We start from the raw sequence: 14,852 nt of genomic DNA, 5'->3' as shown, positions 1-14,852 counted from the left end.
ATCAGCACAGAATTCGGAGAAAATAGTACGTTAAGGAATTTAGTCGAGTATTTTTAAAATTGATAAAGGTCAAGGTGTCTAAAAAACGTCGGTTTTTTAGACACTTCAATTTCCACAAAAAAACAGGGGCAAATCGCCCCTATTTCTGTCAATTAACTTGTCTATTAAATAGCGTCTAACAAACCCATAAATTTACCTTTAAAACAAAAACTTGGGTTAGCAGATATCGTAGGTGACTAATGCGTTTCTGCCAACTCAGTTAACATCGCCTGTCTTAAAATAGCATTCATCCGAGTTTGATAACCCTTGCCTTGAGACTTGAGCCATAGCAATACGTCACTGTCTATGCGTACCGTGGCGATTTGTTTGGTTGGCTTATAAAGCGGATTGCTAACAGCGTTCGCCCAAAATTCATCCGTCAACGGTGGGATATCATAATAGTCAATGTCTGCCTCATTTAATTTAGCAAGACGAGCCTTTGCTTCTTTGCTTAATTTAGGCGGATTGGTTAAATCAATACTTCGAGTAACGATTTTGCTCATAACGTTTCTTTTCCCTTTTATCTGCAGGACGGGCTGAGATAATACGGATATACTCCTCACCGTCATCATCAAACCAAGTATGGGCAACCAGAATAACAGCAATGCCTTCAATTTCTCCAATACTCTGCCATCGCATCTCACCATTCTCGATTCTATCTTGGCTCATCAAAAGAAAAGGGTCAGCAAATACGAGCATGGCTTCATCGAAACTAATGCCATGTTTTTCAAGATTACTGGCAGCCTTGTTCTCATCCCAACAGAAATTCATTTAAGCCTACTTTAAATCAATCTATTTAGTATTGTAAATACATTTTTGTAAATCTTAGTAGTAAAATGCCAAATCGTCAAGATAACTTGCTCATGCTTACTGATAATTATTCATGTGCTAACAAATCTAACCCTGCCTTTTTAAGCTCTCCTTTCGCCGTCACATAGTGGTACAGCGTACTGCTGGGAATATCACCCAGCTCCCTGCAAATCGCAGGAATACTTTTGGTTTGGTCTTGCATCAGATGCTGAGCATAACGAAGTTTCTCAGCCGTCATAATTCTAGGTCTGCCGCCTTTACGCCCCCGAGCCCTAGCAGCCGCAATCCCCTCTTTCACCCGTTGACGAATGATATTACGCTCCATCTCGGCAAACGCCGCTTGAATTTGTAAAAACGCCCGACCTGCAGGGGTTGTGGTATCCATCGGTGAATTGATGGCTTTAAAGCCAATGTCTTTTTCAGCGAGTTCATCAATCAACTTTATAAGATCACTGGCTAATCGCCCTAACCTATCCAAATCCAAAACAACAAGCACATCCCCTTTTCGCAAATAGTTGAGACAATCATCCAATCCTTTACGTTGGGAATTACTGCCTGATGCCTTGTCTTCAAAAATTCGTTCACAGCCAATTTCTTTTAACGCATCAACTTGACGATCGAGTAACTGCTTCCCTTCAGAAGTTGACACTCGGGCATAACCAATTAAACTCATGGTAAAATTCTCACGATAAAAGATAATTACCCAATCTTATCATATTTAGATAACTATGGCTTTATCATGAAATAAACATGATAAAAAAGCGCCGAATTGGCGCTGATATACAAAATCACGAAAAACAATTGTTTTTCGTGGGATTGTTACGTAAGTAATAGACGCTTTGTTGTAACAAAATTCGACAAAATTCTTTAGCGTGCTATATGATCCGAATTCTGTGCAGACCCCTAATATCGTCACCCAATTGCGAGAGATGGATTGTGAGTTGGTGTCGATTAAAGAAATTTTGATACCAGTACGACTTCTGGTAAATTGACCTTTCATCTATTTGCTTCCTTAGCAGAATTTGAAAGGGGGCGAATGGATGGATGACTTGAGAAATTAAAAGAGTCAGAGAAACAGATGATCCGCCAGTTGATGAGCGACCGCCAAAATTCAACAACGAATATTGCTCAGCAATTTGGGGTGAATTGGGTAACGGTTTATAAGGTGGTGCAAGATGCCAAAAAAGGGAAATAAAAATAAAACATTTATTAAAAACGCATTTTAAATATAAAATACCTGTATTTTTATCTCAATATAAGATTATTTTATATGTTTTTATTTTACGACATTTCTTTTTACCGCATTGAGTTTTTCATATTTATTTTGTCCCAAGATTTCTTGGCAACGATTTAACAGGGTTTGACGAATAAAGTTACTAACAGAAACTTCATGCTGTTCAGATAATTTACCGACCGTTGCTTCGATAATCTCCAATTCTTCAACATACAATGGCACAGAGATATTACGCCCATGCCTGGTGCGAGAGCGTTGTTTGGGCGTAAGGCTATTTGGCTCAATAACTACTTCATTTTTATTGCGAGTTATAACCTTCTCGACTGCCTTTATGGTGTCTTGCGTATCAGAATTAACATCTTGTACAAAATCCACTTGTTCACGGGCTTTTTTAAATCTATTTTCCGTCATTTATAACACCTCAATTAAAAACTCATTAAGCTCATCTTTTGCTTTGCTACTCCCCATTTCAGACACTGAAAGACTTTCAATAATCGCATCTCGAAATTGCTTACGGTCATGAATAACTGTATTAATCAATTTTAGGATAGGAAAATCTGTCAAATACTCTTTCGCTTGGTTGACTTCGTTATTTTTTGGATTAGCAGAAGCCTTGTTAATTACAGCAAAAACCTTTAACGCAGGATTCTTTTTGGTTGCCGCTTGGGCTTTATCCGCAATATAGGGAATTACTTCCAAATCAAGCAAACTGGGTTGCGTGGGAACAATTAATTTGTCAGAAACTAATAATGCCTCTCGGAAAATCTCAGAATCCCGACCTGCGACATCAATCAAGATATAATCATATTTATCGTTGAATGGTTCTAAGGTGTCCAAAAGATTGGCATGAACGGTTATGACATCTAACTTATTTTCCCGATGTTCATTCCATTGAAAAGCCGAACGTTGTTCATCCGCATCGACCAATAACAACTTGCCTTTGTTGCTGAGCGCCACTGCCAAATTGGTGGCTAAAGTTGTTTTCCCAACACCACCCTTACGATTGGCGATAGTAAAAATTACTGCCATTTTTTAATCTCCTATTTTTAAGGTATTTTACATCAAGAAAAAGATTATAGTAAGTGAATAATTAGCCAAATATAAATATTTTATAAAATAAAAATACCTGTATTTAAAGATTAAAATACAGGTATTATAAATTTTAAAATGAATTTTGATTTATGTCCCTTCAGGTATTAATTCAAAAAGTTGGCGCTTCAACTCGTCAAAATCTAGCGAATCATTACCAAAACCCTTATTCATCTGTCTTTGTACCCAAGCTCGAATAGCGGTAAAATTATCGAAATTGCTATCAACTTCTAAAAAGTTTGCAAGACCAAAGCCATTTTGCACTTCTAACTCTCTGATTAATCGGTTAGATAAGCGATTAGCTTGTTGGCTGATTTGTTTTTGGGCTTTTAACATTTTGTTTAAATGTTTTGCATTGACACCTAGCATGAAAAACTCCTTATGATTTAATCCATGATTGAAAGAATATTCAAAGTTGCGACTGTCCTACCACAAAATATGTTAAAATAATGCCAATTCATTACCTATATATAAAAATATAATTTCTACTTAAAGAAAAATATTTTCTATATGTAGGACATATTACCCGAATTATTTTCTACTTGCAATAAATTTTTATCTACATATAGGAATTTTATGTTAAAACTTAACTTACCCGTATTATTTGCTCAAAAAGGAATGCGAGTGAGCGATGCAGAAAAACGAACTAATTTGGCTCGCTCAACTCTATATCGACTTTATAACAATGAAGCCACTCGCATTGATTTTGATTCCATTGAAAAGCTATGTAAGCTACTTGATTGCACGCCAAACGATCTGTTCATCATCTCAGACGATTAATAAAAACATTTATTTTAATTTTAAAAAACATTATTAGTAGCACTAAAATAAACTAAAAATACACGTACTGTACGTTTATTAAAAATTTATTGTTATGTTACTTTTCGTTCAAGTAACTCCTGAATTTTCTGAAAGTCATTCACTTTTTCAGGGTCTTTTAGCATAGGTCTCCAACTGTCGATAAGTTCTTTGTAGCCACCTCGAAAACTCGGAGACATAAATTTACTGTTGGCAGTAGTAAATTCTTCAGCGTATATGGCAATTTTATTGATTTGACTATCAGTCAAACCTTTTACTACCCAGCTAGGATGATTTTTTTTACTGGACTGCTCTGATACACAATGGTTTACCGTCTTTATATTCGCGTCATTGGCTAATTGACGTTCTTTTAGCTCTACAGAAAATTTAAACCCTATAACAGTCCGCCCTTTCTTTTGTTGTTGAAAATCTACTAACAAATCTGTCTTATCATTAATTTCCTTGATAGAAGGCATTAGAACACGCTTTTTAAAGTCTGCCAAAATTTTATATTCGCTATCTTCAACCCCCATTTGACTACGGAAAGTTTGTACTTCAAATAATTTAGTTTTACCAGCTACTTTCCACTGAACAAGTAATTCATATAATCGTACAGAGTACACACTTTTCAGTTGTGCAGTCTGTTCAAGATAATATTGTGTAAAAAAATCCTCAAAGCCATCAATGCGAGTAATTGCTTCTACAACCGCCTTTGTAAAACAAATATTTATAGCTCCTTGGTTATCTAAATACTCAATCTGCTGAATCCAACGGCTTTTTACAATATTACCTTCCTTATTAATAAAACTAAATCTACGATTAAAAAGTGTCTCTTCCGCTTGTTTCATTAAAATATAACCATTCTGCAAGGTCGTATTAAATATTTCAGAATAACGCTTACCATCAATTCTTAATGGTTTATCTGTGTGTAATCCTGTCCCTGTCTCTCTGGCATCGACGATGCCAAGCTGAATAATTCTAAGTTCTGGCAAGCTTAATGTTTGCAAGGCTTCATTCAAACGATTTGATTTAACGACAAGATTTTGATTAGATTTAGGCGATACTTTTTGCTTATTCTTGAGTGAAAGGTCTAATTCGTTTTGTTTGGAAATATTTTGATTATTTTTTGGATTAGACATTTTAATTTCATCATTACTTATAATTTGAATTGTCAACATATCAAAAGTTCAATATATAGTCAAATATATTTTTGTCCACATATATGTAAATGAGTGTCCACATATATGTAAATGATTGTCCACATATATGTAAATGAGTGTCCACATATATGTAAATGAGTGTCCACATATGAGGGCTCTAAGCCTTGCTGGATAAGAATCACAGCAGTCTAAAAGGTATTAAAAGTAATTAAAATGTAATAAAAACCTTTTTTTCTTAAATTATATAAAAAAACTACTAATAAAATAAAAGATTGTTGATATTTAATAAGTTTTTGTACCGTTTTTCTTTAACATAGTGAGTATATAAATAAAATTTTAGTGGTATAAATAAAATATTTTAGAAATCAATAATATATGGACTAAAAAATAAATTATTGTAAATGGTTGTCCATATATGAAATTCATTTTCTCTAACATAGTGAGGCATAAATTCATTATACTTGGTCAATTTTAGACAATGAGTTAATTTCATGAATCATGCTGTACATAACAAATTGGTCTCTTTTATTTGGTCAATTGCAGATGACTGTTTAAGAGATGTTTATGTTCGTGGTAAATATCGTGATGTAATCTTACCTATGACAGTATTACGCCGTCTTGATAGTATTCTTGAGCCTACCAAACAAGCCGTTCTTGAAGAAGTTGAATTTCAAAAAAAGGATTTAGGATTAACTGAATTTGATGATGATGGCTTGCGCAAAGCATCAGGTTTTGTGTTTTACAATACTAACAAATGGACGCTCAAAAAACTCAAGGAATCAGCCAGCAATAATCAGCAATTGCTACTTTCCAACTTTGAGGAGTATTTAAATGGCTTTAGTGCTAACGTCAAAGACATATTAGTGCGGTTTAAATTACTTGACCAAGTTCGCCATATGGCAAATAAAAACGTTCTACTCGATGTTTTAGAGAAATTCGTTTCACCCTACCTAAATTTATCACCAATTGAGCAACGTGACCCACAAGACCAATTGCTGCCTGCTCTTAGTAATTTAGGAATGGGTTATGTTTTTGAAGAGCTGATTCGCAGATTCAATGAAGAAAATAACGAGGAAGCAGGGGAGCACTTTACCCCAAGAGAAGTCATTGAGTTAATGACGCATTTAGTATTTGACCCAATCAAAGATACACTACCTAAAACATTAACCGTTTATGACCCAGCGTGTGGTAGCGGGGGTATGCTGACCGAATCTGAAAACTTCATTCACGAAAAATACCCGCTAGACAATATGCAACGCACCATATTTTTGTATGGCAAAGAAATCAATGATGAGACTTACGCCATTTGTAAATCAGATATGATGATTAAAGGCGACAACCCAGAAAACATTCGGGTTGGCTCAACCTTATCAACCGATGAATTTGCAGGTACGCAATTTGATTTTATGCTGTCCAATCCACCATATGGTAAAAGCTGGGCAGGAGAGAAGAAAAATATCTATGATACCGACGGCAAAACCGTTTCTGATACCCGGTTTATCGTTACCTTAAACGATTATTGGGGTAATCCACAAGTAGTAGATGCAACCCCACGCTCTAGTGATGGGCAGTTATTGTTTTTGATGGAAATGGTTAGCAAGATGAAATCGAGCAGGGGAGGGGAAAAAGGCTCTCGTATTGCATCAGTGCATAATGGCTCAAGCTTGTTCACAGGTGATGCTGGTAGTGGTGAAAGTAATATCCGCCGACACATTATCGAAAATGATTGGCTTGACGCAATTATCCAATTGCCGAACAATTTATTTTATAACACAGGTATCACCACTTACATTTGGCTGTTATCCAACAATAAGCCAAGCGAACGTCAAGGCAAAGTCCAACTGATTGATGCCAGTCAAATGTATCGCAAGCTCAAAAAGAACTTAGGCAGTAAAAATAGCGAATTTAGCCCACAAGATATTGCCACGATTACCCAAACTTATCTTGATATGGCAACCATCCGTGGGCAGTTGGATGCTAAAGGCGAGCCAACAGGCATTGCTAGTCAAGTATTTGCCAATCAAGATTTTGGCTATCATAAGGTCAATATCGAGCGTCCTGACCGTCGTCACGCTCAGTTTACCGCCGAGTCGATTGCCAAGTTGCGTTTTGATAATAGCCTAAGCGATGCTATGAACACGCTATATGAACAATATGGCGATGAGGTTTATCAAGCTGAGTTTTATACCAAGTACAAAAACGATTTAAAAAAATGGGCAGAATCTGAAGAGATGGGCTTAAGTTTGGCTCAACGCAAAAAAATTCTTGATATTAAGACTTGGCAAAACCAAGTGTCCATCATGAACCATGCTAAAACGCTCTGGGAAGCTCTAGGAGATGTTTTATATACCGACTTTAATCTTTTTACCAAAAAGGTCGAGAACGTGCTTAAAACGCACGATATTAAGCTTAAAAACAATGAGCGAAAACAAATTCTTGATGCGGTCAGTTGGTATGATGAAACAGGTGAAAAAGTGATTAAATCTATCACTACATTAAAAGCCGATAAAATCCAAGCCTTATGCGAGCGATTTGGCTGTCAGCCTGAGCAATTAGCCGATTTTGGGTATTATCCTGCCCAAGATGTGGGTGTTGAGAATGCCAAGCCCGACCAGTATGTGATTTATGAAAGCAGTAGCGAATTACGAGATAGCGAGTCAATCTCGCTCAATCAAGGTATTTACGATTACTTTTTGGCAGAAGTACGACCGCATGTGAGCGAGGCATGGCTAGATATGGAAAGTATCAAGATTGGTTATGATATTAGCTTTAACAAGTATTTTTATCAGCATAGACCGCTGAGAAACTTGGATGAGGTAGCAAGTGAGCTGTTGCAACTAGATAAAGAGGCAGATGGCTTGATTCGAGATATTTTGGGCGGTTAGTGGGTCTGACTTTGCTATAATGCAAAGATATTTTTGATTTGTGCTAAGGAAATTTATGCCCACCAAGTTACCGCCTAAGCCTTATAAAACGGTACAACAACAGTTAGATACCTATAAACAGCGTGGCTTAATTGTTGATGATAATAAAAAAGCATTGGGCTATCTACGAACAATTGGCTACTATCGGTTGAGCGGTTATGCGTATGTGTTTCGCCAAGTGATGCCAGACGGTACAGTCGATAATGCGTTTGAGCCAAACAGCCATTTTCAAGACATCAAAGCCTTGTATATGTTCGATAAAAAACTGCGTCAGTTGGCATTGGATGCGTTGGAGCGAATCGAAGTGGCTATGCGAGTACGAATTGCCGATAGGCTTGGCTCATTTGACCCATTAGCCCATTTAGATGAACAGTATTTTGATGATAAGGTCAGGCATGCCGATTGGGTGGCTCGTTATGAAGCGGTGATAGCTCGAGAAAAACACAGCGATTTTGTCAAACATCATCAGCAGTATTATCACGATATTCCCGTTTGGGCAGGGTGTGAGCTGTGGGATTTTGGGGCGATGTCGATTTTGTATAAAATCATGCGACGGACGGATAAAGAAGCGATTGCTAGATATTATCGCTTGCCCAGTGCCAAATTGTTAGAAACTCAATTACACGCCTTCAATTTGATTCGCAATATCTCGGCACATCATGGGCGTTTATGGAATCGCCATGTGGTATTTAAAGCGTCGCTAAAGGGGTTGGAGCCAGAGTTTCAAAAGTTTGACCCTGCCAAGGTGTTGCTCTACTTTTGCCTAATGCAACGGATGTTAACGTTTATTTGCCCAAATTCGACTTGGGGACAGCGGTTTTTAGATACGTTGGATGAGTTTCCGCAGATGAGCAATAATAAAGTGAGTTTGGAGCAATTTGGCTTGCCAAAGTCGATGAGTTTGGCGGATTTGAAAGCGTGGCGCTTATGGCGATAGCGATTTTAAAATTTTTGGTTCGCTAGAAATAGATAGCCCCAAGACTTGTTATTCCCATAATGGGCAAGAACTTGGGGAGTTGTTGGGGCTAATTATATAGGTTTACCTATATTTTGTCAAATATGTATTAGATTTTCAATGGTTGTAAATTCAATGAGTTATGCAAAGTATGAGAGTTACAAAGACAGCGGTGTGGATTGGTTAGGGAAAATTCCAAGCGACTGGGATTTGTTAAAAGTTAAAAATATTTTTCGATTGGTGATGAAATTCGCCCCAAAAAATAATGATTGCGAGTTGCTTTCGGTTTATACGGATATTGGAGTTAAACCTAGAAAAGAGCTTGAAGAAAGGGGTAATAGAGCAACGACAACGGACGGCTATTTGATTGTAGAAAAAGGCGATATTGTTGTAAATAAGCTTTTGGCATGGATGGGGGCAATTGGTTTATCAGATTATGACGGCGTTACTAGCCCAGCATATGACGTTTTAAAGCCAAAAATGCCAATTGAAGGTATTTTTTATCATTTGTTATTTCGCTCACCGCAATGTACGTCTGAGTTAAAAAGACATTCTCGTGGCATTATGGATATGCGATTACGACTATATTTTGATAAATTTGGTGACGTTGTTGTACCTTATCCAAATATTGAAGTTCAAAAAAAGATAGTTTCTTTTTTAGCTGAAAAAACCGCCCAAATTGACCAAGCGATTGCTCTAAAACAACAGCAAATTGAAAAACTCAATGAATATAAACAAATCGTCATTCAAAATGCCGTCACTAAAGGCTTAAACCCCAACGCACCTATGAAAGATAGTGGCGTGGCATGGATAGGCGATATTCCAGAACATTGGGAAATGGTATCAATAAAACGTATTGCAAAAATAAGCCCTAAAGTAGATTTATCAAATTATAAACTCGATGAAAAAGTAACTTTTCTACCAATGGAAAAAGTTTCTTCAAATGGCGATATTGACTGTGAAATTTTAAAACCAATTCGAGAAGTAAAACAAGGATTTACCGCATTTAAGAAAAATGACGTAATTTTAGCAAAAATTACCCCTTGTTTTGAGAATGGCAAAGGGGCATTACTAGATAAATTAGAAACCGAAATTGGATATGGCTCAACAGAATTTCATGTCTTGCGAGCAAGTAAAAGGATTAAAGCGTATTACCTGTACTTAATTACTCACTCTTCAAATTTTTTGACATTGGGTGAAGCGATGATGACAGGCTCAGCAGGTCAAAAGCGAGTTCCAACCGATTTTGTTGCTAATTATCAATTTCCTTTACCACCAATGAGTGAGCAACAGCAAATAATTGAATACGTTGAAAATTTAAATCGTAAAATTAGCGATACAATCCAAAGCTATCAAACCCAAATCCACCGTCTAAAAGAATACAAAAACATCCTAATTAATCAAGCTGTCACAGGCAAAATAAAAATCTAACGAGCCACCCATGCAGAAACTTACCAACTTTAGCGAAAAAGAACTTGAAGACCATATCGTCACCGCCCTAACCGCTAACGGCTATCAACAAGGCAACCCTGCCGACTTTGACAAAATCCAAGCCATCGACAGCCACTATTTTTGGCAATTTCTGCATAACAGCCAACAAACCGCCCTAGACACCATCGCCAAACACAACCCAGACTGGCAAAAAACCATCATCCACCGCCTAAACAACACCATCAAAAAATACGGCATACTGCATATACTCAAAAAAGGCTTGGACGTGGACAACGCCAACTTAACCTTTCTTTACCCAAAGCCCCTAGCAAGCTCTAGCCAAATCGCCCGTGACAACTATCAACAGAATATTTTTAGCGTTACCCGCCAAGTTCGCTATAGCCGACATAACAGCAATTCGGTGGATTTGGTCATTTTTTTAAACGGTCTAGCTATCATCACGTTAGAACTTAAAAGCACTCACAAAAACCAAACCGCCCGTTTTAATGCCATCGAACAATACAAAAAAGATAGAAGCCCCGATGACCCGTTATTTAACTTCGCCCGAGCGATTGTCCACTTTACCCTAGACAACCAAGAAGCCTACATGACCACACGGCTAAACGGGGCAAATACCTTCTTTTTACCGTTCAATAAAGGCAACTACGGCAACGCAGGTAACCCACCCAACCCTAACGGCTTTAACACCGAATACCTTTGGAACGAAGTGTTACAGCCTGACAGCTTAGTTAATCTCATCAGCCATTTTGTGCGATTAGGCTGTGATAATCCCGACATCAAAAAGCCCAATCTTGGCGACATGACCCTGTATTTCCCCCGCTACCATCAAATGAGCGTGGTAAGGCGATTGGTGCAAGACGTCGCTGGCAATGGCGTTGGCAAACGCTATCTGATTCAGCATTCCGCAGGGTCGGGCAAGTCCAACTCCATCACATGGCTTGCCTATCAGCTTATAGAAGCCTATCCGCACAGCGAACAAGCAAAAGGGGCGAAAGGGCTAGAACAGCCGCTATATGATTCGGTGATTGTAGTGACTGACCGCAAAATTTTGGACAAACAGCTCAAAGACAATATCAAGCAGTTTAGCGAAGTCAAAGGCATTATCGCCCATGCCGAACGCTCAAAAGACCTACGCAACGCCCTAGAAAACGGCAAAAAAATCATCATCACCACTATTCAAAAATTCCCCTTTATCCTAGACGACATTGGCGAAATGGCGGACAAGAACTTTGCTATTATCATCGACGAAGCCCACAGCTCACAAAGCGGAATGGCTCACGATGGCATGAATACCGCTTTGGGTATTGATACCGATAACGAAAAAGATGGTGATATGGACGATAACCAAGACCGCATTATAAAGGCAATGGAATCACGCAAAATGCGGGGCAATGGCAGCTATTTTGCTTTCACGGCTACCCCAAAAGACAGCACCCTAGAAAAATTTGGCGAAAAACAAGCCGACGGTCGCTTTACTCCCTTTGACCTGTACTCCATGAAGCAAGCCATTGAAGAAGGCTTTATTCTGGATGTGGTACGCAATTACACCACCTTCAAATCTTACTACGAGATTCAAAAATCGGTCGAAAATGACCCAGCATTTGATTCTAACAAGGCACAAAAAGCCCTGAAAGCGTATGTCGAACGCCAACAGCAAACCATCGATGTCAAAGCCGAAATCATGCTTGATCACTTTATCAGCAATATTTTTGCCAAAAAACGCCTAAAAGGTCATGCCAAAGCCATGATAGTCACACAAAATATCGAAATGGCAATCCGTTATTACCAAGCGATTAACCGCTTATTAGAGCAAAAAGGCAATCCCTTTAAAGCCATGATAGCCTTTAGTGGTGAAAAAATCGTGGACGGCATTGGCTACACCGAGAGCCAAATCAACGGCTTTGAAGATAGCAAAACCAAAGAAAAATTTGATAGCGATGACTACCGAATTTTGGTCGTTGCGAATAAATATCTGACAGGCTTTGACCAACCCAAACTTACCGCCATGTATGTCGATAAAAAATTGCGAGATGTACTGGCAGTGCAAACCCTGTCAAGGCTCAATCGCTCGGCGAATAAGTACGACAAAAAAACCGAAGATTTGTTTGTGTTGGACTTTTTTAATGAGCTAAAACATATCAAATCCGCATTTGATAAATACTTTACCGTCACCACCCTAAGCCAAGCGACCGATGTCAATATACTTAGCGATATCAAAACTGAACTGGATGCGGTAGGCGTTTATGAACCCCATGAAGTCATTGACTATGCCGAAGCCTATTTTGGCGGTGCCAGTATGGAAACCTTGCAAGGCAAAATCAATATTTTGGCAGAACGCTTTAACCATGAGCTAGAACTTAGCGATGACGCAAAAATCGAATTTAAAATGCAAGCCAAACAATTTGTCAAACTCTATAGCCGTCTTGCATCCATTATGCCGTTTAACAAAATCGAATGGGAGCGATTGTTTTGGTTATTAAAAGCATTAATTCCTGAGCTTAACATTCGCACCCAGGAAGATGATGATATCGATGACTTGTTAGAATCGATTGATTTAAATACTTATGCGATTGAAAGAACGGCTTTAGGTTCAAAGATAACATTAGACGAAAAAGAAGCGGTTATCGACCCGAGCAACCCTAACGTGATTGGCGTACATACTGAAGCAAAAACCAACAACCTAGATAAAATCATCGCAGATTTTAATGAGCGATGGTTTAAAAGTTGGCATATTACGCCAGAAGAACAACGAATGAAATTTATCAACTTAGCACAACGAATTTATGACCATCCTGACTTTCAACAGAAGTATCTGACCACGAAAGATGAACAACATCGCAACCTAGAATTTGAAAAACTGGTCAAAGATATTATTGTCGAGGACCGAAAAAAAGAAATCGATTTTTACAAACTTTTTATCCAAGATGAAGCCTTTCAACTTGCATTTTTGAGTAATCTCAGACAAGTAGTTGATAGAAAATCACTATCAGACTTATCAAAATAAATTTGTAAAAGTTATTGCATAGTGAAAAAAAGGTTTGAACAATTTAATGATTCAAATCTTTTTTTATTAACCTAGTAACAACTTTGACTTACTGGATCATATTATCACCCTATGCCAAACTTACCACATCACTATCAAACAATTGGGCTCAATTATTAAAAAATCCCGAGTATACGATTCAAGCATCTGTTGTCAACAATGCAATATCATGTATCAAATTGGCGCACCCTATACCAAAACTATCACCCACAATAACACAACCTACTATTGTCAAAACTGCATCCAATTTAGACAGGCAAACTAAAAAATAATCCTTAAAAATAGAAAATACTTAGTCCAGAAGAGAAACGTAAGTAGTCTATAACCATCCCATCAATCTCATCGATTAGTAATTAAAATATATTAAATCTCTACTCAAATTTTTGAATAAAAAAGAAAAAACTGCATACCTTTTTAACTATATTTTCTACGATTTTTGGAAATTTTTCTATCAAATTGATAGATAAATTTTCTATAAAAACTAAAAATAATTATCTTTATTACGACGAATTACAAGCTATTTTTTCACATAAAAAAATCATACTTTTTGAGATTAAAAAATATTATTTTTATTTGAATTTTTTGAAAAGTTTATTAGATAAATAAAAATTTTCTGTCGAAAATTATGAATTAAAATTTTTAGTTTCTGGATTTATAGACGAACCATCTGAATGATTATTTATAGAATTAGTCGCTAAATTTTGATGTATTTTTGAATTATCTTGCATCGAGTTATTCGTAGTTCGTTGTAAATTATTTTCTAAACTCTCAAAATCTCTAATTGTTTTTAACTTGTTTATTAAAATTTTTAAAGCCTTCTTCTCTGATTTTTCTGCATGTTTTTCAATAATATTTAGGTGATATTTAGCAGATTTTGCATCATCAATACTTTTTAAAAAGCGACTAAATATAGCACCGATAGCCGCTATTTCTACTTTCTCTTTTTGCTCCAATGCTTGTTGAATCTCAGCCAACTCTTTTTGTAACTGTTCGGCAGATTTATTGAGATACTTACTCATACATTACTCCAATAAAACATGTTTCTCAGAAAATCAATCTCACCATACTAACAGAAGAGGATGGTTTGGGCAAATATTAGCTTTACTGTCTTTTGCTAGCTATGCTAAAATCAGAAATAATAACAAAAGGTGGCTAGTTTCGACATAGCCAGCACATGCAGAGACACCAAATTTACTAACGTAAATTAGTTGTCTCTGCGTTCTGGCAAAGGGGGCTTACCCCCTTTTGAAACCCCAAGCCCCCAGTTATCGCTTCACAAAGTTGCGTTCAAAATGGGTGCTTATTGGGGAGACCCCAAACCCCCTTAAACCAAAATCAAGCCTTATAA

The 14,852-nt window shown here is 37.2% G+C and carries 13 protein-coding genes; 5 read left to right on the top strand and 8 right to left on the bottom strand.

Going from position 1 to position 14,852, the window contains the following annotated elements; genetic code table 11:
• Nucleotides 1-236: 236 nt before the first annotated feature.
• The 6 genes from RT422_RS10460 to RT422_RS10435 form a co-directional block, all read right to left on the bottom strand.
• Nucleotides 237-542 (bottom strand): BrnA antitoxin family protein, encoded by a 306-nt coding sequence (locus tag RT422_RS10460; RefSeq protein ID WP_007115214.1) that lies wholly within the window; start codon nucleotides 540-542, stop codon nucleotides 237-239.
• Entirely contained in the window at nucleotides 514-810 is a 297-nt protein-coding gene (locus tag RT422_RS10455) for a BrnT family toxin (protein ID WP_007115215.1), read from the bottom strand. Before RT422_RS10455 ends, RT422_RS10460 begins: the two co-directional genes overlap by 29 nt.
• Before the next feature lie 106 nt (nucleotides 811-916).
• A complete protein-coding gene (locus tag RT422_RS10450; protein WP_060994412.1) occupies nucleotides 917-1,522 on the bottom strand; it encodes a recombinase family protein in 606 nt (201 codons plus the stop codon).
• A 603-nt stretch (nucleotides 1,523-2,125) separates the two neighbouring features.
• On the bottom strand, nucleotides 2,126-2,494 hold the full coding sequence (locus RT422_RS10445) for a hypothetical protein (RefSeq protein ID WP_060994414.1): 369 nt from the start codon (nucleotides 2,492-2,494) through the stop codon (nucleotides 2,126-2,128).
• On the bottom strand, nucleotides 2,495-3,112 hold the full coding sequence (locus tag RT422_RS10440; RefSeq protein ID WP_060994415.1) for an AAA family ATPase: 618 nt from the start codon (nucleotides 3,110-3,112) through the stop codon (nucleotides 2,495-2,497).
• A 150-nt stretch (nucleotides 3,113-3,262) separates the two neighbouring features.
• Nucleotides 3,263-3,541, bottom strand: coding sequence for a hypothetical protein (locus RT422_RS10435; protein WP_099808731.1), 279 nt, complete (start codon nucleotides 3,539-3,541; stop codon nucleotides 3,263-3,265).
• 207 nt (nucleotides 3,542-3,748) lie between these two features.
• Here RT422_RS10435 and RT422_RS10430 point away from each other — a divergent pair, with 207 nt between their 5' ends.
• Nucleotides 3,749-3,952 (top strand): helix-turn-helix domain-containing protein, encoded by a 204-nt coding sequence (locus RT422_RS10430; RefSeq protein ID WP_060994865.1) that lies wholly within the window; start codon nucleotides 3,749-3,751, stop codon nucleotides 3,950-3,952.
• A gap of 92 nt (nucleotides 3,953-4,044) precedes the next feature.
• On the opposite strand, the gene repM is transcribed toward RT422_RS10430, so the two are convergent.
• On the bottom strand, nucleotides 4,045-5,148 hold the full coding sequence (repM, locus tag RT422_RS10425) for a replication initiation protein RepM (protein WP_227522718.1): 1,104 nt from the start codon (nucleotides 5,146-5,148) through the stop codon (nucleotides 4,045-4,047).
• Between the two features lie 473 nt (nucleotides 5,149-5,621).
• On the opposite strand from repM, the gene RT422_RS10420 reads away from it, so the two are divergent.
• The 4 genes from RT422_RS10420 to RT422_RS10405 all read left to right on the top strand — a co-directional run bounded on the left by RT422_RS10420 (nucleotide 5,622) and on the right by RT422_RS10405 (nucleotide 13,465).
• Nucleotides 5,622-8,015 (top strand): class I SAM-dependent DNA methyltransferase, encoded by a 2,394-nt coding sequence (locus RT422_RS10420; protein ID WP_313422205.1) that lies wholly within the window; start codon nucleotides 5,622-5,624, stop codon nucleotides 8,013-8,015.
• Between the two features lie 55 nt (nucleotides 8,016-8,070).
• On the top strand, nucleotides 8,071-8,991 hold the full coding sequence (locus RT422_RS10415; RefSeq protein WP_313422203.1) for an Abi family protein: 921 nt from the start codon (nucleotides 8,071-8,073) through the stop codon (nucleotides 8,989-8,991).
• A gap of 153 nt (nucleotides 8,992-9,144) precedes the next feature.
• A complete protein-coding gene (locus RT422_RS10410) occupies nucleotides 9,145-10,440 on the top strand; it encodes a restriction endonuclease subunit S (protein WP_313422201.1) in 1,296 nt (431 codons plus the stop codon).
• Nucleotides 10,441-10,450: 10 nt separating this feature from the next.
• A complete protein-coding gene (locus RT422_RS10405) occupies nucleotides 10,451-13,465 on the top strand; it encodes a DEAD/DEAH box helicase family protein (RefSeq protein ID WP_313422199.1) in 3,015 nt (1,004 codons plus the stop codon).
• Between the two features lie 662 nt (nucleotides 13,466-14,127).
• Here RT422_RS10405 and RT422_RS10400 read toward each other — a convergent pair.
• The gene (locus RT422_RS10400) at nucleotides 14,128-14,523 is read right to left on the bottom strand and encodes a hypothetical protein (RefSeq protein WP_060994927.1); all 396 of its coding nucleotides are present in this window, start codon (nucleotides 14,521-14,523) and stop codon (nucleotides 14,128-14,130) included.
• Between the last annotated feature and the right edge of the window lie 329 nt (nucleotides 14,524-14,852).

The sequence above is a fragment of the Moraxella sp. CTOTU49803 genome (genome assembly GCF_032097965.1).
In the GTDB taxonomy this organism is placed as follows: Bacteria; Pseudomonadota; Gammaproteobacteria; order Pseudomonadales; family Moraxellaceae; genus Faucicola; species Faucicola tetraodonis.
The sequence above is the reverse complement of the archived record's forward strand: the minus strand, read 5'-3'. Positions and strand labels throughout refer to the sequence as shown.

Excerpts from the sequence above, each read along its gene's own strand:
- RT422_RS10435 (WP_099808731.1), bottom strand. The coding sequence starts at position 3,541 with ATGCTAGGTGTCAATGCAAAACATTTAAACAAAATGTTAAAAGCCCAA.
- RT422_RS10415 (WP_313422203.1), top strand. The coding sequence starts at position 8,071 with ATGCCCACCAAGTTACCGCCTAAGCCTTATAAAACGGTACAACAACAG.
- RT422_RS10410 (WP_313422201.1), top strand. The coding sequence starts at position 9,145 with ATGAGTTATGCAAAGTATGAGAGTTACAAAGACAGCGGTGTGGATTGG.
- RT422_RS10450 (WP_060994412.1), bottom strand. The coding sequence starts at position 1,522 with ATGAGTTTAATTGGTTATGCCCGAGTGTCAACTTCTGAAGGGAAGCAG.
- RT422_RS10440 (WP_060994415.1), bottom strand. The coding sequence starts at position 3,112 with ATGGCAGTAATTTTTACTATCGCCAATCGTAAGGGTGGTGTTGGGAAA.
- RT422_RS10430 (WP_060994865.1), top strand. The coding sequence starts at position 3,749 with ATGTTAAAACTTAACTTACCCGTATTATTTGCTCAAAAAGGAATGCGA.
- RT422_RS10420 (WP_313422205.1), top strand. The coding sequence starts at position 5,622 with ATGAATCATGCTGTACATAACAAATTGGTCTCTTTTATTTGGTCAATT.
- RT422_RS10445 (WP_060994414.1), bottom strand. The coding sequence starts at position 2,494 with ATGACGGAAAATAGATTTAAAAAAGCCCGTGAACAAGTGGATTTTGTA.
- RT422_RS10455 (WP_007115215.1), bottom strand. The coding sequence starts at position 810 with ATGAATTTCTGTTGGGATGAGAACAAGGCTGCCAGTAATCTTGAAAAA.
- RT422_RS10405 (WP_313422199.1), top strand. The coding sequence starts at position 10,451 with ATGCAGAAACTTACCAACTTTAGCGAAAAAGAACTTGAAGACCATATC.
- repM (WP_227522718.1), bottom strand. The coding sequence starts at position 5,148 with ATGTTGACAATTCAAATTATAAGTAATGATGAAATTAAAATGTCTAAT.
- RT422_RS10400 (WP_060994927.1), bottom strand. The coding sequence starts at position 14,523 with ATGAGTAAGTATCTCAATAAATCTGCCGAACAGTTACAAAAAGAGTTG.
- RT422_RS10460 (WP_007115214.1), bottom strand. The coding sequence starts at position 542 with ATGAGCAAAATCGTTACTCGAAGTATTGATTTAACCAATCCGCCTAAA.